Source organism: Allomuricauda sp. NFXS6, assembly GCF_040148835.1.
GTDB lineage: Bacteria > Bacteroidota > Bacteroidia > Flavobacteriales > Flavobacteriaceae > Flagellimonas.
Map to the genome: position 1 here is coordinate 198,822 of NZ_JAGEMG010000002.1, position 18,173 is coordinate 216,994.

17 protein-coding genes are annotated in these 18,173 nt (G+C 41.6%); 8 read left to right on the forward strand and 9 right to left on the reverse strand.

The features are described from left to right. The first annotated feature begins 1 nt into the window (after nt 1). The 3 genes from J4E06_RS04200 (at nt 2) to J4E06_RS04210 (ending at nt 3,632) form a co-directional block, all read left to right on the forward strand. Entirely contained in the window at nt 2–1,357 is a 1,356-nt protein-coding gene (locus J4E06_RS04200) for an HlyD family secretion protein (RefSeq protein ID WP_349522790.1), read from the forward strand. Then, the gene (locus J4E06_RS04205) at nt 1,341–2,756 is read left to right on the forward strand and encodes a TolC family protein (protein WP_349522791.1); all 1,416 of its coding nucleotides are present in this window, start codon (nt 1,341–1,343) and stop codon (nt 2,754–2,756) included. The genes J4E06_RS04200 and J4E06_RS04205 overlap by 17 nt, the downstream gene beginning before the upstream one ends. Before the next feature lie 255 nt (nt 2,757–3,011). Next, nucleotides 3,012–3,632 carry a thioredoxin family protein gene (locus tag J4E06_RS04210; RefSeq protein WP_349522792.1) on the forward strand — a complete coding sequence of 207 codons (621 nt, stop codon included), beginning with the start codon at nt 3,012–3,014 and terminating at the stop codon, nt 3,630–3,632. Here the strand turns inward: J4E06_RS04210 and J4E06_RS04215 are convergent. The 5 genes from J4E06_RS04215 to J4E06_RS04235 all read right to left on the reverse strand — a co-directional run bounded on the left by J4E06_RS04215 (nt 3,615) and on the right by J4E06_RS04235 (nt 7,429). Next, a complete protein-coding gene (locus J4E06_RS04215; protein WP_349522793.1) occupies nt 3,615–4,334 on the reverse strand; it encodes an energy transducer TonB family protein in 720 nt (239 codons plus the stop codon). The genes J4E06_RS04210 and J4E06_RS04215 overlap by 18 nt on opposite strands. Nucleotides 4,335–4,382: 48 nt before the next feature. Continuing rightward, nucleotides 4,383–5,087 (reverse strand): tRNA pseudouridine(55) synthase TruB, encoded by a 705-nt coding sequence (gene truB / locus J4E06_RS04220; protein WP_349522794.1) that lies wholly within the window; start codon nt 5,085–5,087, stop codon nt 4,383–4,385. A gap of 391 nt (nt 5,088–5,478) precedes the next feature. Then, the gene (locus J4E06_RS04225; RefSeq protein ID WP_349522795.1) at nt 5,479–6,273 is read right to left on the reverse strand and encodes an undecaprenyl-diphosphate phosphatase; all 795 of its coding nucleotides are present in this window, start codon (nt 6,271–6,273) and stop codon (nt 5,479–5,481) included. Between the two features lies 1 nt (nt 6,274). Further along, nucleotides 6,275–6,541, reverse strand: coding sequence for a DUF3098 domain-containing protein (locus J4E06_RS04230; RefSeq protein ID WP_349522796.1), 267 nt, complete (start codon nt 6,539–6,541; stop codon nt 6,275–6,277). A 9-nt stretch (nt 6,542–6,550) separates the two neighbouring features. After that, nucleotides 6,551–7,429: a cell division protein FtsX gene (locus tag J4E06_RS04235; protein WP_349522797.1), complete on the reverse strand. Its 879-nt coding sequence runs from the start codon at nt 7,427–7,429 to the stop codon at nt 6,551–6,553. An 89-nt stretch (nt 7,430–7,518) separates the two neighbouring features. Here J4E06_RS04235 and J4E06_RS04240 point away from each other — a divergent pair, with 89 nt between their 5' ends. The 3 genes from J4E06_RS04240 to J4E06_RS04250 all read left to right on the forward strand — a co-directional run bounded on the left by J4E06_RS04240 (nt 7,519) and on the right by J4E06_RS04250 (nt 12,908). Next, entirely contained in the window at nt 7,519–10,608 is a 3,090-nt protein-coding gene (locus J4E06_RS04240) for a leucine--tRNA ligase (protein ID WP_349522798.1), read from the forward strand. Between the two features lie 400 nt (nt 10,609–11,008). After that, nucleotides 11,009–12,109, forward strand: coding sequence for an alanine dehydrogenase (gene ald, locus J4E06_RS04245; protein ID WP_349522799.1), 1,101 nt, complete (start codon nt 11,009–11,011; stop codon nt 12,107–12,109). 97 nt (nt 12,110–12,206) lie between these two features. Then, nucleotides 12,207–12,908 (forward strand): zinc metallopeptidase, encoded by a 702-nt coding sequence (locus J4E06_RS04250; protein ID WP_349522800.1) that lies wholly within the window; start codon nt 12,207–12,209, stop codon nt 12,906–12,908. A 216-nt stretch (nt 12,909–13,124) separates the two neighbouring features. Here J4E06_RS04250 and J4E06_RS04255 read toward each other — a convergent pair whose 3' ends face one another. From J4E06_RS04255 to J4E06_RS04270, 4 genes are all read right to left on the reverse strand, one after another. Beyond that, entirely contained in the window at nt 13,125–13,643 is a 519-nt protein-coding gene (locus J4E06_RS04255; protein WP_349522801.1) for a ferritin, read from the reverse strand. 109 nt (nt 13,644–13,752) lie between these two features. Next, nucleotides 13,753–14,073: a hypothetical protein gene (locus tag J4E06_RS04260; RefSeq protein ID WP_349522802.1), complete on the reverse strand. Its 321-nt coding sequence runs from the start codon at nt 14,071–14,073 to the stop codon at nt 13,753–13,755. 39 nt (nt 14,074–14,112) lie between these two features. Further along, the gene (locus J4E06_RS04265; protein ID WP_349522803.1) at nt 14,113–14,583 is read right to left on the reverse strand and encodes an Lrp/AsnC ligand binding domain-containing protein; all 471 of its coding nucleotides are present in this window, start codon (nt 14,581–14,583) and stop codon (nt 14,113–14,115) included. Between the two features lie 48 nt (nt 14,584–14,631). Continuing rightward, on the reverse strand, nt 14,632–16,005 hold the full coding sequence (locus tag J4E06_RS04270) for a saccharopine dehydrogenase family protein (RefSeq protein WP_349522804.1): 1,374 nt from the start codon (nt 16,003–16,005) through the stop codon (nt 14,632–14,634). 79 nt (nt 16,006–16,084) lie between these two features. On the opposite strand from J4E06_RS04270, the gene J4E06_RS04275 reads away from it, so the two are divergent. Further along, a complete protein-coding gene (locus J4E06_RS04275) occupies nt 16,085–16,477 on the forward strand; it encodes a DUF423 domain-containing protein (protein WP_349522805.1) in 393 nt (130 codons plus the stop codon). A gap of 63 nt (nt 16,478–16,540) precedes the next feature. Continuing rightward, nucleotides 16,541–18,157 (forward strand): phosphoenolpyruvate carboxykinase (ATP), encoded by a 1,617-nt coding sequence (gene pckA, locus J4E06_RS04280; RefSeq protein ID WP_349522806.1) that lies wholly within the window; start codon nt 16,541–16,543, stop codon nt 18,155–18,157. The last annotated feature ends 16 nt before the right edge of the window (nt 18,158–18,173 follow it).

Consider the following 18,173-nt stretch of genomic DNA (forward strand, 5'->3'; position numbering starts at 1 on the left):
CATGCTGAATATTTCTTCAAATAATAAATTGAACGAGAAGGTTGACCTTACCGGTTATGAGGCAGGCAAAAAAGTTTTTCATAAAAGACATTACAAGCAATTCAACCGTTTTTTGGCTACATTTTCCATCATTGCGGTCTTTATGATGTTTTTGCCATGGACGCAGAATATTTCCGGTAGAGGATTCCTGACCACGCTTACGCCCGATCAACGCCCTCAGACCATTCAGTCCCCAATTCCTGGGCGAATAGAGAAATGGTATGTAAGGGAAGGGGATTATGTGGAAAAAGGCGATACCATTCTCTTTATATCCGAGATAAAAAGCGAATATTTTGACCCGGATTTGTTGGTGCGTACCGGAAAACAGATCACGGCCAAAAATATGTCCGTGACATCCTACCAAGAAAAAGTAAAAGCCTTGAACCAGCAAATAAAGGCACTTAACAGCGAGCTGGTACTTAAATTGGAACAAGCCAGAAACAAACTGATACAGTCCAAATTAAAGGTAAAAAGCGACAGCATTGACCTAGAGGCGGCAAAAACCAATATTATGATTGCACAGCGTCAATTCGACCGGGTGGACAAGTTAGAGGAAGAGGGGCTAAAAGCAGTGACCGATGTGGAAGAGAAGCGCTTAAAATTACAAGAAACCCAAGCGAAATTGATCAGTCAGGAAAACAAATTGTTGACCAGCAAAAACGATGTCATCAATGCCCAAGTGGAAATAAATAGGGTAAGGGCAGAGTATGCGGACAAAATTTCAAAGGCGCAAAGCGACCTGTACACAGCCCAATCCAATCAGTTTGACTCGGAAGCACAGGTGACCAAATTGGAGAACGAGTACACCAATTATGAAATGAGGGACGATATGGCCTACATCAAAGCTCCTCAAAATGGATACATCACCAAGGCGATACAATCAGGAATTGGGGAAACATTTAAAGAAGGAGCTCAGTTGGTGGGCATTATGCCTTCGGATTACGATGTTGCCGTAGAAACATTTGTAGATCCCATAGACCTTCCCCTGATTCACGTGGATGAAAAGGTGCGTATTCAGTTTGATGGTTGGCCAGCCATAGTTTTTAGCGGTTGGCCCAACGTGTCCTACGGAACATTTGGAGGTAAGGTTGTGGCCATCGAAAATTTTATCAGTCCAAATGGGAAGTACCGAATATTGTTGGCTCCGGACGAGGAAGAGGCGCCGTGGCCAAAGGATATCCGTGTAGGATCGGGGGCGAGTACCATGGCGCTTTTGGAAGATGTCCCTATCTGGTTTGAATTGTGGAGACAGTTGAACGGCTTCCCGCCAAATTATTATCAACCTCAAAATACAAGCGCAAATGCCACGAAGAAATAGAAGATTACTTTTATTTTTTACCCTCTCTTTCTTTACCGTAAGCTTTTTTTATGCTCAACAGGATTACACCGTGCTTGGGTTTAAGGAGTATTTGGGATATGTTAAAAAGTACCATCCCATTGCCAAGCAAGCGCAACTGAACATTGCGATTGGGCAGGCCGAACTTATGAGGGCCCGGGGAGGCTTTGACCCCAAGGTGGAAGTGGATTTTGACAGAAAAGAGTTCAAGGATAGCGAATATTGGGACCGGTTGAATGCTACCTTCAAGATACCGACATGGTTCGGAATCGAGTTCAAAGGGAATTTTCAGCAAGACCAAGGTGATTTTATTAATCCAGATGAAACTCTTCCCGAAGATGGCCTATACAGTGCAGGGGTTTCGATGTCTATACTACAGGGGTTTTGGATCAACGAGCGAATGGCGACACTGAGAAAAGCCAAATTTTTTAGGGAGCAGGCGAAGGCGGACCAGGATTTACTGGTCAACCAAGTGTTGTACAACGCATCATTGGCCTATTTTGATTGGTTGCAAGCCTATAGGGATGCCGAGGTGTATCAAGACTTTTTGGAGAATGCCGAAATACGTTTTCAAGGGATCAAAGAAAGCGCCTTGGCCGGAGACATTGCCATAATTGATACCGTGGAAGCTAAAATTGCCGTTCGGAACAGGGATTTGGGCTATCAACAGGCCAAAGTACGCTTGATGAAAAAATCATTGGAGCTCAGTAACTTTTTGTGGATCGAGGATGTGCCTGTCGAGCTTCAACCAGGGATACGACCCAACCTTGAGCCCGAAATGGATATCAATTCAACCTTGGAAATAGAGGGGGTGCCACTGGATAGTTTTACTTTGGAAACTCACCCCAAACTAATGTCTTTGAATTATAAAATAGAGGGATTGAGCGTTGATAAACGATTAAAGGCAAATAAATTGCTTCCCAAGCTCAATGCCGAATATAATTTCTTAACGCCCACACCCGAGTTAATGAATTCCTTTGTTACGGAGAACTACAAAGCGGGACTTACGTTTCAGATGCCCATTTTTTTGAGGAAGGAGCGTGGAGACCTTAAATTGGCCAAGTTCAAACTTCGTGACGCGGAGTTTGAAAGGGACAATGCTCAGGTGGAAATACAGAACAAAGTAATAGCCATTTATAACGAACTGGATTCTTTTATCGAGCAGAACCAACTCATCAAGGATATTGTGAACGACTATTCCACCATGCTGAATGCTGAAGAGCGAAAGTTCAGTTTTGGTGAAAGTTCACTATTCTTGATCAATTCCAGGGAGAGTAAACTCATTGATGCCTACCTGAAGCGAAACGAGATGCAGAACAAATTTTTCTATACCAAGGCAAAACTGTTCAAGAGTTTGGCCATAAATCCTAAGAACCTGTAAGAACCCGTTGCGCATTTATGATTGAAATTTGTCAGTTCGAGTAATTTTTGGTGGTTGAGAGAAGTCGAAACCAAAGAAAAATCGTACATGCCTGCAGGCAAGATCCTTTCAGAATTTCGAATTGACGGTTTTTGGAATATAGGAAGCCTTCAAAAATACTCAATAGGTTTGTAAGGATTAGGTTGTAAAAACAACCAATGACAAAAGTCAGAAAATAGGTCGATAGCCCTGTGTACTTTTAAAAAAAATTATTTTATGGAAGTTTTGGAAAAAAATAGATTGGATATAGTTCGAGAAAACATCGCAAAGGGGATGGATTATGCAAAATACCGTGATTTGGTAAGTCAATTGGCGAAAACTGGAAAAACCACGGGAACTGAACAATCCGAAGCTATGATCAATTATACAAAACTTGGCGATAAAAGAATGGCTCGTTGGGATAAAACGTTTAAAGTTCCGGTAGACATTGAGCAAAAGATAAGATCATTGGATACGAAACTGGTGTTTTTGGCATTGACCGAAAGTTGGTGTGGAGATGCAGCGGCAAGTTTGCCCATAATCAATAAAATCGCCGAGACAAGTCCAAATATTTCCTTAAAGGTGGTTTTGCGCGATGAAAACCTCGATTTAATGGATGCTTTTTTGACCAATGGTGCCCGTTCCATTCCCAAAGTGATTGTTTTGGACAAGGCCAACAATGAAATAGTAGGAGAGTGGGGCCCAAGGCCAAGTATTGCGACCCAAATGGTGGAGGATTGTAAAAGGGAACACGGTAAATTAACAGATGAGTTCAAACAAGAACTTCAGATGTGGTACAACAAAAACAAAGGTCAAAATATCTTAGAAGACGTTTTGGAATTACTTGCTCTGGAATAGGTAAGTAATTGTGCCGATCTGAGAATTTTTGGAATCCGGGCTAAAGCGAGCTTTTAGCGCATAAGCAATGGCATTATCTACCAAACAACCGTTGCTGGTTCCAGAACTTTTGTCGTTAAAACTTGCTTCGGTTACATACCCATTATTGTCTACGGTTATGTTTACTACAACCTTACCTCCTTCAATACAAGTATAAATCGGTGGTGGGAGATAATATGCATTTCGTTCAACCAAGGAGTAAGAAATGGAAGTGCGTCTATCCTTTAAATAATCGGTAAATTCTTCTTTCTGCGCATCACGTTCACCCAGTTTATCTTTGTTTTCGTCCCGTTTGGCCTTTAACTGCTTTAACTGCTCTTCAAAACCGGAATTGTCGGCATATTCACCGGTTTCGCTGCTGAGCGCTCGCTCCTCCATGAGCTCCTCCAAGGTTTTTAGAGGTTCTGGGTTCCCAACACTGGGTTTCGCCGTTTGGTTTACGGCCATATGACTTTTAATGGGGTCGCTATTGGCCTGCATCTCCTCTAAACGTTCCTCTTCTTCTTCGAGAAGTTTCTCAATATCCTCATCGGCCAAGCTCATTTCAATAACGTACTCATCCTCTTTTATGCCCCCTAAGTGAATATTGAACAACAATAAAACCACTATGGACATAGCGAAGAAAGTAATCAAAAGTGATAACTGGCTCTTGTTTAAGTTCATGGTCTAACTATAACCGCTTTTTTGCAAAAATATTTTATCCCAACCTTCCTAGGTCTCGGTGTTTACTTCAAGATTTTCCTTGAAAACATTGGGGCTTGTAGCATTATTTACGTTGAAATCCCCTATTTTGGTTCTTCTGAGCTCGGATAAATAAGCTCCAGAGTCCAAAGCTTTCCCAAAATCATGTGCCAAGGAACGGATATAGGTTCCTTTGCTGCAGACCACCCTAAACGCCACTTCTGGGAGCGAAATTTTGGTAATCTCGAACTCAAGGATTTCTATTTTACGTGATTTTATTTCTACTTGTTTGCCTTCGCGAGCAAGTTCATACAATCGCTTGCCATCTTTTTTTAGTGCTGAAAAGATGGGAGGTACTTGGTCAATCTCACCTAAGAATTGTTGGGTAGCTTCTTTGATGGATGCATCCGTAATGTGGTCTGTAGTAAAGGTCTCGTTCACTTCGGTCTCCAAATCATAGGAAGGTGTAGTAGCACCCAAAGTAAAAGTTCCGGTATATTCTTTCACCTGTCCTTGAAGCTCTGGGATTTTTTTGGTGAATTTTCCTGTACAGATAATCAACAATCCCGTGGCCAAAGGATCTAAGGTGCCTGCATGACCAATTTTTATCTTTTTAAGGCCGAATTTTTTTCGGATGGCCCATTTGAGCGCATTCACCGCTTGGAAGGAAGTCCATTCCAGTGGTTTATCTATCAATAAAATTTGACCGTTTAAAAAATCTTCTTTGGTGTTCAAAACTAAAAGATTATTAATGATAAAAATAGAAGTATTGGTGGTCCGATCAGATATATTGATGTTAAAATATAGATATGGAAAACTTTTTTAGAATATGTAGCTTCTAAATTGTTTGGATACTTTTTCATCAAACTTTTCTTAAAAAAATAATCGAACAATAAAACTAATGTGCTGATTGCAATAATTAATTCCCATTTGTAAGTACGTAGAGGAAGGTTATATTGAAAAAAAGTATCCACGAAATATGACAATAGAAAAAATAAGTAGACTATACTAAAGGTTAAGACAAATGTTGTTAAGCGCGTGGATTTTTCAATCAATCTAGTATGCGTTAGCTCTTTGTTGTTTTTCTTGGCTAATATATAGTAGTTGATAAAAAGTTTTTCGAAAATCATCCCCAAATGCTCCACGCAAGGGCTAGTAGACCCACAATTAAACAGTAAATGGCAAAATAGCTAAGCTTGCTTTGGCGCACCAATTTGATCATCCATGTGCAAGCAGCTAATCCGGCAATAAAAGCAGCTACAAATCCTGCTCCCATGGCTATGGCTTGGTCACCATGAAAATTGATTTCGCCACCCATTAAATCTTTGGCCACTTTGCCCAAAATCAAAGGAACGACCATTAAAAAGGAAAAACGGGCCGATTTGGTTTTATCGACGCCCAAAAGCACGGCAGCCGAAATGGTAGCTCCACTTCGTGAAATACCTGGAAGAATGGCCACGGCCTGTGCCACTCCAATTATAAAAGAACTACGGAACGACACTCCTTTTTCGGTAGTTTTGGCCAAATCTGCCAAATACAGTAAAAATGCCGTAATGATGAGCATTATTCCCACGATTACAATAGCGCCATCAAAAAAAACCTCGATAAAATCGTTCAAAAAAAGGCCGATCAAAGCAGCGGGAATCATGGAAATGATGATTTTTAAAGAAAATTGGGTTTCTTCATTCCATTTAAATTGAAAAAGCCCTTTCAAAATGTCAAACACATCTTTTCGGAAGACCACCAAGGTGCTCAGGGCTGTCGCAAAGTGGAGTATTACGGTAAACAAAAGACTTTCTTCGGGAACGGCCTGCGCTCCCAAAATGGCTTTTCCCAATTCTAAATGACCACTGGAGGAAACAGGTAAAAACTCGGTCAATCCTTGAATAATCCCAAGGATTATGGCGTCAATTAATTCCAAATTACTCCTTGTTTTTCTTGTTAGGATTCAACAAAATGGCATACACCTGAATACCAAGGCCAATAAGGATCAATGTAGGCGCAAGGCGAATTCTTCTAAAATTGTATATCTCTGGATTGAAGACTTCTGGGTCGTCGCTTCCACCACCGCTCATCAAAATATATCCTAAGGCTATAAAGGCAATACCTATAAAAAGAAAGAGATAGTTTTTCTTTTGGAAAACAAACTCTTTAGGTGGTTTTTTACCGTTGTTGTTTTTCTTGCTCATGTCGCAAAGTTAATAATAAAGATCGTCCGTCCTCAGGTTTAAAAAGCGTTGGGTTGCAAAATGGGTGCTCGCCCAAGAAATAATCACGCCCAAACCAAATACACCAACGAACAAAATGATGAGTACCATATAATCTTGCAAAAGATTGAGTTCGGGGAAATTCTTATCGATATAATACACCAAAACACCCAATCCAATCAGTGCTACAACGGCTCCGACCATGCCCAATTTAATGTTTGTCCAAATAAATGGTCTTCGGATAAACGTTTTCGTGGCCCCAACCATTTGCATGGTTTTGATGATAAACCGTTTGGAATATATGGACAGTCGTATGGAACTGTTGATCAGCAAAACAGCGATTACTGTAAAAGCGGCACTGGCCACCAGAATCCAAAGACTAATTTTTCGAGCATTATTGTTGAGCAGGGAAATTAAGGGTTTATCATAACTTACTTCGTCCACGTAAGCTTTGGCCGCAAGTTCCTCTGCAATCTCATCAATCTGTTGAGGCGATACAAAATCGGCCTTAAGATTGACGTCGATGGAGTTTTTTAAAGGGTTGTAGCCCAAAAACTCCTCAAAATTTTCACCAATGTCCTCGCTATATTGTTCCGCCGCATCTTCTTTGGAAATATATTCGGCAGATTTGGTGTACTCCGCCAACATCAAACTTTTTTGTAGTTGATCTATTTCCACAGGTTTGGCATTGTCCTTCAAAAACACGGAAATCGTGATTTGCTCCTTAAAGTGGTCTGCCAATTTTTTGGTATTGAGCACCAAAAGGCCCAAAACACCTAAAAGAAACAGGACTAGGGCAATGCTCAAAGCCACGGAAAAGTAAGAGGAAATCAGTTTTCGACGCTGATATCGTTCAATATATTGGCTCATATAGTAGAATCAGTACGTAAAAATAGAAAAGTAAATTGTATTTAGGGGATTAAACCTATTTTTGCACACGAAATTGAACAAGATTAACAATGAATTACGATTTCCGCGAGATTGAGGCCAAATGGCAGAAGTATTGGGCAGAAAATGAAACTTTTAAGGCATCCAACGATTCCGACAAACCTAAATTTTATGCGCTTTCGATGTTCCCTTACCCGTCAGGGGCAGGGTTGCACGTAGGGCATCCGTTGGGGTATATTGCCACGGACATCTATTCGCGTTACAAAAGACATAAGGGATTCAATGTATTGCACCCCATGGGATACGATTCCTTTGGGTTGCCTGCGGAGCAATATGCCATTCAAACAGGTCAGCACCCAGCTATCACTACGGAAAATAACATCAATAGATACCGCGAGCAATTAGATCAGCTTGGTTTTTCTTTTGATTGGAGCCGCGAAGTGCGCACTTCCAACCCACAATATTATAAATGGACGCAATGGATTTTCATCCAATTGTTCAATGCGTGGTACAACAAGAAATCCGACAAAGCAGAAAACATCTCCACATTGATTTCCATTTTTGAAAAAGAAGGAAATACCAATGTCGAAGCTACTTGTGATGATGATACACCAAGTTTTAGCGCTGCGGATTGGAATGCATATTCTGAAAAGGAAAAACAGCAAATTCTTTTAAAATATAGATTGACGTATTTGGCGGATACCGAAGTCAACTGGTGTCCCGCTTTGGGAACCGTTTTGGCCAATGATGAAATCGTGAACGGAGTTTCCGAACGCGGTGGTCATCCCGTTGTCCGTAAAAAAATGACGCAATGGAGTATGCGCATTACCGCTTATGCCCAGCGTTTGTTGGACGGTTTGGATAAAATTGATTGGCCACAACCTTTAAAGGACTCCCAAACCAACTGGATTGGACGTTCTGTGGGGGCGTCGGTTAAGTTCAGAGTTATGAGTGAAAAGTTAGGAGTGTATGAGAATGAAAACTCAAAACTCAAAACTCAAAACTCATCACTTGAAATAGAAGTCTTCACCACCCGACCCGACACCATTTTTGGGGTAAGCTTTATGACCTTGGCACCCGAGCACGAGTTGGTGGCCAAAATCACTACGCCAGAACAAAAAGCTGAGGTGGATGCTTATGTGGAAGCCACGGCAAAACGTTCCGAACGTGACCGTATGGCCGATGTAAAAACCATTTCCGGAGTGTTCACGGGCGCGTATGCAGAGCATCCGTTCACCAAGGAACCTATTCCTATTTGGATTAGCGACTACGTGTTGGCCAGTTATGGAACGGGAGCGGTTATGGCCGTGCCCTGTGGCGATCAACGGGATTACGATTTTGCCAAACATTATAACATACCTATCCCCAACATTTTTGAAGGGGTCGATATTTCCGAAGAGGCTTTTGCGGACAAGGAAACAACGGTGATTGCCAATTCTGATTTTCTAGACGGTTTACCTTATAAAGAAGCGATGAAGAAAATCATTGCCGAATTGGAAAGGATCGGACATGGCAAAGGAAAGGTGAACTACCGTCTGCGCGATGCCGTTTTTAGCCGTCAGCGGTATTGGGGAGAACCGTTCCCCGTGTATTATGTGGACGGTATGCCGCAAATGATCGAGGAGAAATATTTGCCGTTGGAGCTCCCCGAAGTGGAAAAATACCTCCCCACCGAAACAGGTGAGCCACCATTGGGCAACGCCACGGAGTGGGCGTGGGATGCTAAGAACAATAAAGTAGTTTCCAATGACCTTGTCACCCTGAGTGCAGTCGAAGGGTCGGACAAGGGGGATGGGATGCTGAAACAAGTTCAGCATGACGGTCATTCCGAACTTGATTTGGAATCTCATCAAGGAGTGTATCCTCTGGAACTGAACACCATGCCCGGTTGGGCGGGAAGTTCCCAATACTTTAATAGGTATATGGATCCACGGAATGATGACGCTATTTTCTCTCCCGAAGCCATCAACTATTGGCAAGATGTGGACTTGTATATAGGCGGTAGCGAACACGCTACGGGCCACCTGTTGTATTCCCGTTTTTGGCAGAAGTTTATGTTTGATATGGGCTATGTGCCCAAAGACGAATTTGCCCAAAAATTGATCAACCAAGGGATGATTACGGGGACGAGTGCTTTTGTATATAGATGGAATCAAAAGTATTCTGATGAAACCATATTTATATCAAAAGGAATTATTGACAAGGCAGTTAAGGATAAAGGTTTTCTAGATGATTATTCCAATGAAATCCTAGAAATTTTGAAGCCGCTAGAAAGTAAACCGGGCGGTAGACATATTGGAGAAACTAAATGGAAGCATTTTGATAGTATCCACGCAGATGTTTCTTTGGTCAATGCATCGGATGAATTGGATGTGGAAGCCTTCAAACAATGGCAACCAGAATATAAGGATGCCGAGTTCATTCTTGAAGATGGAAAATATATTGTAGGCCGCGAAGTCGAAAAAATGTCCAAATCCAAATACAATGTGGTGAATCCCGATGCCATTTGTGGGGAATACGGAGCAGATTCGTTGCGTTTGTACGAAATGTTCTTGGGTCCCTTAGAGCAATCCAAGCCTTGGAACACAGCGGGTATCACCGGAGTGCATTCCTTTTTAAAGAAACTTTGGAAACTCTATTCCCCCTTTTTCGATTCGGACGCTGAGCGCAGTCGAAGCGTCACTGACGCGAAACCTACCGCCGAAAACCTAAAAACCTTGCACAAGACCATCAAAAAAGTGGAAGAGGATATCGAGAACTTTTCGTTCAACACTTCCGTATCCACTTTTATGATTTGTGTTAATGAACTGACGGCTCAAAAATGCACTAGCAAAGCTATTTTGGAACCCTTGGCCATTTTGGTTTCACCTTACGCACCTCACATTGCCGAGGAACTTTGGGAGCGTTTGGGCCATACAGGTTCCATTGCCGAAGCACCATTCCCCAAGTTTGAGGAAAAACATTTGGTGGAGAGCAGCAAGGAATATCCCATATCCTTTAATGGTAAAATGCGTTTTACATTGGAGTTGCCATTGGATATGGGCAAAGATGAAATTGAAGCTGCTGTTTTGGCCCACGAAAAAACACAGGCTCAGTTGGATGGTAGAGTACCTAAAAAGGTAATTGTGGTACCAGGAAAGATTGTGAATATTGTGGGATAACAGCAATATCTAGTTTACCGTCATTCCGAACTAGTTTCGGAATCTCATCAGGTTGATAACCGGTTTAATGGGAATCTGAAACCTACCTTTGCCGAGAGGCAAGCAAGTTAAGATTGACGAATGCCTAGTTTTACGATAAAATCAATAACAATATTATAGAAATACCCCTAAAAAGCATGCCGACAGGTATGCTTTTTTATTTTATAAAATTTTAACCCCTAAAAAATAAGGGGTTAAAAACTAAAAACAATAAAAAAATATATTTGTACCCACTAAAATTAGGGTATATATGTTAAAAAACACATATTTTGACCTTTAACCCCTACTTTTTGCCGATTATTTGTGTTGTAATCTAATTTTTTTATTCAACTTTGACCCATCAACCATTAAAAACAACAATATGACTGTTGGGATACCTAAAGAAATCAAAAACAACGAAAGCCGGGTGGGCATGACGCCAGCCGGGGTATTTGAATTAGTAAAGAACAACCACACCGTATATGTGCAGTCCGGCGCAGGTGAGGGAAGCGGATTTTTTAATCAGGATTACCAACAGGCGGGAGCCACTATTTTAGATACTATCGGTCAGGTGTACGCCATGAGCGATATGATTGTAAAGGTAAAGGAGCCCATTGCTGAAGAGTATAATTTAATCCAAGAAGGACAAATCGTCTTTACGTATTTTCACTTTGCATCGAGCGAAGCTTTGACCAAAGCTATGATCAAGAGCAAAGCCATTTGTATTGCATACGAAACCGTAGAGGATGAAGATGGAACATTGCCATTGCTTACTCCCATGTCCGAAGTTGCCGGTAGAATGGCCATTCAGCAAGGAGCTAAATATCTGGAGAAGCCGGTAAAAGGCAAAGGAGTGCTTTTGGGGGGAGTTCCTGGCGTGTCCCCGGGTCGTGTTTTGGTTCTTGGAGCAGGTACCGTAGGTATTCAGGCTGCTAAAATGGCAGCAGGTTTGGGTGCGCAAGTAACCATTTTGGATGTAAACATGAAACGACTGAGATATGTGAACGATATTATGCCAAGCCATGTGGTGACCGGTTTTTCGAACGAGTTCAATATCAGAAATCATATCAAAACAAACGATTTAATAATCGGTGGTGTTCTTTTAAAAGGAGCAAAAGCCCCTAATTTGATCACTAGGGATATGCTAAAGGACATGCATCCGGGAACCGTTATAGTTGATGTAGCGGTAGACCAAGGAGGATGCGTGGAAACCACCAAGCCAACGACCCATGAGGACCCCATTTATATTATTGACGATGTGGTTCATTACTGTGTAGCCAATATGCCAGGGGCGGTGCCTTATACTTCTACTGTTGCCTTGACGAATGTAACACTGCCCTATGTGCTAAAATTGGCCAATTTGGGATGGCGTAGTGCCTGTAAGTTGGATAGATCCTTAGAAAAAGGATTAAATGTAGTTGAAGGTGAGATAGTTTATAAAGAAATTGCCGAAACCTTTCAGTTAGAACCCGTGTTGGTATAGAAAACTAACATTTTGACAGTAAAACAGCCCTGCCATTATTTGGCGGGGTTTTTGCTTTTATGTGGTATATTTATATTCAATTAAAAGAGATAAGGCTATGATGACATATTATATATTGATTGGTGGAATTGCCCTGGTCAGCTGGCTGGTAAGCAGTCGATTAAAAAGTAAGTTCAAAAAATATTCAAAGGTGCATTTGCGAAATGGCATGAGCGGTGCAGAAATTGCCCAGAAAATGTTGGATGACCATGGTATTCGCGATGTAAAGGTGATTTCAACCCCTGGAATGCTAACGGATCACTATAACCCCAAAAACAAAACCGTTAACCTTAGTGAGAGTGTGTACAACCAGCGCAATGCTTCGGCGGCTGCGGTGGCAGCACACGAATGTGGACATGCCGTACAGCATGCACAAGCTTATGAATGGTTGACGATGCGTTCCAAATTGGTTCCCGTTGTTAGCGTAACCTCTGGAATGTCGACTTGGGTGGTGTTCGGTGGTATTATGTTGATGGCGGCAACTGGAGTTGCTGGAGGTTTAGGGTTTTATATTGCCGTGGCCGGATTGATTATGATGGGTTTTGCTACCTTGTTCAGTTTTGTGACCCTTCCTGTGGAATATGATGCCAGTAAAAGGGCATTGGTGTGGCTAAAACAGAAAAACATGGTGACCCAAGAAGAGTACTCAGGAGCAGAAGACGCGCTTAAATGGGCGGCAAGAACCTATTTGGTGGCAGCATTGGGTGCTTTGGCCTCTTTGTTGTACTGGGCCGTTCAGGTCTTTGGTGGCAGGGATTAAACGATTGATTTATACTCAGTATTAGCAATACAAAAGGGGCCGACTGGCCCCTTTTTATTTTATATGAGTTGGAAAGTCGTCATTCTGAACCTCCCTGCCGGAATGCAGGTTAATTTCAGAATCTCGTCAAACTGATAAAAATATCACGATGAGAACCTGAAACAAGTTCAGGTTGACTAAAATCTGCCACTTTTTGGTTATTGTGATTGGATTTATTTAATCAATCCATTCTGCTACTTGGTTGTCGATCATTTGAAGCCCCACACCTTCGGTACCTGTAACTTCTATCATGTCCAAGATATCCCTAACGGTGTTCTCCTCTTCAATTTGTTCCATTACGAACCAATCCAAGAATTTCTCTGTGGCAAAATCTCCTATGTCTCGTGATTTTTTCACAATGTTATGAATCGACTTTGTCACTTTTACTTCGTGCTCCAAGGTAGATTCAAATACATCCACTATGGAAGAATAGTCGTGATTGATATCGGTTACCTCGGGAGAAATCGGATTTCCGCCCGTATCCACCAAAAAGTTAAAAATCTTCATCATGTGCTCTCGCTCTTCTTCGGCCTGTTTAAAGAAAAACTTGGCGCTGGTAAAAAAGCCGTTCTGTTCGCACCATGAAGCCATGGCCAAATAGGTGGCAGAAGCATGGGCTTCCATTTTTATTTGTCCGTTGAGCATATCCATGGATTCCACTTTTATGCTCATACTTTGTCTTGCTATATCTTTCATAGTATAAATGTCTTATGTGATTGTTTTCTAAAGTTACAGAAATTTATCTGTATGGTCTAGTTTGGCTCCTTATTTAAAAACCAACTAAGACTGGATTAAAATAAATATTCTAGTAGGCTTGAAGCTCTTTTTTTGCAGACAGACCAATTTCTACAAAACCATACCCTATTAAGTTTTTCAAATCTAAAATTTCCAAAGTGTTTAGAACGAAGAGATGCTCCTTGTTACAAAGCATAAGGACTTCAAATCCGTGGGCATTCAAATCACTGTCAAAATGGTCTTCAATGGTAATGTTCATCACTTTATGACGAAGTGCAAGTAGCTGGCAGAGGGACATACGCACTATTTTTTGACCGAAATCAATGTAAAAACAACGCTCGTCCGCAGCTTGGTAAAGGGTGTAATATGTGGATTGAAATATTACATTCATAGGTACAAATGTAATGTTTATTTAGATTCAATACAAATATCAAATACGTATTTGTCGATCAATTTGCTGATCTAGGGAGATAAAGGTTTCTGTGCGGGAAACCCCATCTATTTGCTGTATTTTTTTGTTGAGTACTTGCATCAGGTGTTCATTGTCCCTGCACAATACTTTGATTAGTATGGACCAGTTGCCCGTGGTGTAGTGGCATTCCAATACTTCTGGAATTTCTTCCAATTGTTTTACGGCCCTTGGGTTGGTCATTGCCTTATCTAAATAAATACCAATATAGGCCATCGTGGAATAACCCAAAACTTTGGGGTTGATGATAAACTTGGAACCTGCCAAAAGACCTGAACTTTCCAGCTTACGAAGACGTTGGTGTATGGCGGCCCCGGAAATCCCAATGTTTCTTGCAATTTCGAGGATGGGTTTTCTTGCATCCTCCATCAGGTATCTTAGGATTTTCTTGTCAATACCGTCGATTTTCACCGAATTGTTATTGTTTTTCACAATATGGATTTTGATTTGAAGCTAAATATATTGAAAATATTATAGCATCTAGCTGGCAACGGAATCTGGATTGTACCCTAAGTATGGAACCTGGTACTCATTAAATTGTATGCCATGTGATTTCAATTCGTTTAGGATAGGTTTGTACACTTCCTTGTTCAATGGAATTTGTACTCCAGGTGTTGTGACTTTTCCATTTAGAATGAGCAGGGTGGCAATGGCAACAGGCAATCCAACTGTCTTTGACATTGCCGTATAGGCCCTATTTTCGCCAATGACGACCATATTGGCATCGATTTGTTTCTTTTCCCCATTCAGTAGATATCCAAATTTATGATACATGACTATCATATCTTTCTCATCCTCTTTTAACGTCCAGCTGTCTTGTAGAATATGTTGAAGCATCTGTGCCGGCGAAGCATTTTTCAAGGGTATTTTCTTGTCAGGATTAAAGATGTCCAGTTCCAGCAATTTGCCCCACCTAATATCATCTTGATCAATTCTAAGGTAATGTCTCATTTTTAATTCCACGGAATCGGTGGGTGAGTAGGGAAGAAAAAGATTAACAAATTCCCGGTAGGACATCCCTTCTGAATTTTCAATGGTGTAGCTGTCGTCCGTCATCCCGAGAATGACGAACATTTGCCATGCCTTGGAAAAACCGACTCTTCGCATCGTTCCTCTAAATAGTGTCAAAGCATCCTGTAGGCCATAAGCTTCACGGTATTTTAAGGAATCCCGGTTGGCATAGGCCTCAAAAGTACCATGGCCTTCTATATTCATAAACTCGGTTCTTCTAAAAAGTTTTTGGTAAGGAATGTATTTGTAGGTTCCTTCCTGTATAAACTTAGCCGCCCCTCCTTGTCCTGCCAGCACTACATTTCTGGGGTTCCATGTAAACTTATAGTTCCACAGATTGGTATCGCTGACGGGAGCCACCAAACCTCCGGTAAAAGATTCAAACAGCAACATTTTACCGCCCGCATCACGGATTCGGTCAATTACTTCCATGGCGCTCATATGGTCAATTCCCGGGTCTAGGCCAATTTCATTCATAAAAACAAGCCCTTTTTCTTTTGCGACTGCATCCAGTTCCTTCAATTCATCGCTGACATACGAGGCGGTGATGAAATGCTTTTCAAACTCAATACAATCATGGGCTACATTGATGTGCAAACGTGCAGGTAACATAGAAACCACGATGGAGGCTTCGGAAACAGCTTTTTTTCTTTCAGCTTCGTTAAAGATGTCTAAGGAGAACACGGTACAATTTGGGTGTTGGGTAAATTTATCGGGAATATTCTCTGGATGGATATCACCAATCTTGAGATGAATGTTTTCTTCGTTTGATCTTTCAAGAAAATAATCTATAAGGTATGAGGTTGATTTACCTGCTCCAACAACTAAAATAGTACGGACCATGTGTTTTGTTTACTTTTGAATTGAACGGTCACTAAGGTATTAAAATGTTATATTTTTAAAAAAATAGTAAGTAAAAGTTATGAACAGAACAATTTTGTTGGTTGGAATAGTTATGGGCATGTTGGCCATTATGCTTGGTGCTTTTGGGGCGCATGGATTGGAGAAATTAGTGGATGCAGATGCTGTTGCCACCTTTGAAACAGGCGTAAGATATCAGATGTACCATGCCCTGTTTCTACTTTTTCTGGGAATATGGACTGGGGTAGCTGATAAGATTAAAAAGACCGTTTTTCGGCTTGTGATTTTTGGTGTGATTTTGTTTTCTTTTTCAATTTACTTGCTGGCATTAAACAGTTTAACCGATTTTGATTTTAAAATCATCGGTTTTTTAACACCCATCGGGGGTGTTTTGTTAATCGCTGGATGGATTTATTTGGGATATCACATTTTATCCCAAAAAGTGACCAATTAAGCAAGTTTTAAAAGGGCTAAAACTGAATATTTTCTAGTTTTGCAGTAACATAAAAACAAAACCATGAAGAATTCTGCGTCAGTTACGAAAACGATTTCGTTAACACCGTACGGGATAAATCACAACAACATCAACTACCAACTTTCCCCTGATGAGCTTCACCACATTACCATTGAAAAAAATATGGGCAAGGAATCGGCATCGGGTGCTTTGGCCGTGAACACCGGGGAGTTTACGGGAAGGTCCCCGAAGGACCGTTTTATTGTCAAGGACGACATTACCGCCGATAAGGTCTGGTGGGGCAACATCAATATCCCTTTCGATAGCGACAAGTTCGATACGCTCTACGATAAAGTAATCGCATACCTGAACGACAAGGAGCTTTATGTGAGGGACTCCTATGCTTGTGCCGATCCAGAATATAAACTGAACATTCGGCTGATCAATGAGTATCCCTGGTCGAATATGTTTGCCTACAATATGTTCCTTCGTCCCACCATGGAGGAACTGCAGAACTTTGAACCAGACTGGACCGTTGTCAATGCACCAGGATTTAAGGCCGACCCAAAGGTTGACGGAACGCGTCAACATAATTTTGCCATCCTTAATTTTAGCAAAAAAATAGCTTTGATCGGTGGTACAGGATACACTGGAGAGATAAAAAAAGGAATTTTTTCAGCGTTGAACTTTATTCTTCCTGTAGATAAGAACACCTTGCCCATGCACTGTTCTGCCAATGTGGGAGAAGAAGGTGATACAGCTATCTTCTTTGGACTATCTGGAACAGGAAAAACTACATTATCCACAGATCCCGACAGAAAACTTATTGGGGACGATGAGCATGGCTGGACTTCCAAGAATACCGTTTTCAATTTTGAAGGTGGTTGCTACGCCAAGGTAATTGACCTTTCGGAGGAAAAGGAACCAGAAATATATGGTGCCATAAAAAAAGGGGCAATTCTGGAAAATGTAATCATGAATGAGAATGGAGTGGTGGATTTTGAGGATACTACCATTACCCAGAATACTAGGGTGAGTTATCCTATCTATCATATTGATAATATCCAGCAGCCATCAATAGGGAAAAACGTAAAGAACATTTTCTTCCTTACTGCGGATGCCTTTGGGGTATTGCCTCCAATATCCAAGTTGACACCATCACAAGCGGCATACCACTTTATATCGGGCTATACGGCCAAGGTGGCAGGTACGGAAGCTGGGGTTGTGGAGCCTCAGCCATCATTCTCGGCCTGTTTTGGAGCTCCCTTTATGCCTTTGCACCCGGCCAAATATGCGGAGATGCTGAGCAAAAAAATGAAGGAGTCCGGTGTGGACGTTTGGTTGGTGAACACGGGATGGACCGGAGGACCTTATGGGGTGGGCACCCGAATGAAGTTAAAGTATACAAGAGCGATGATCCGTGCCGCGCTCAGCGGTGAGCTGGGTCTCTACAATTACGAAAAATACCATATCCATTCCGTCTTCGGAGTGGCACAGCCAAGGGAGTGTCCAGGTGTTCCCACTAAGGTATTGAGTCCAAGGGCCACTTGGAACGATGACGAGGCCTATTACAAAACGGCTTTTAAGCTCACCAATGCATTTAGGGAGAATTTTAAAAAGTTTGAGGAGTACGCCAGTGAGGAAATCCGAAGAGGAGGACCCCAACGCTATGCTTTTTAAAAAAAGAACGCCCTCG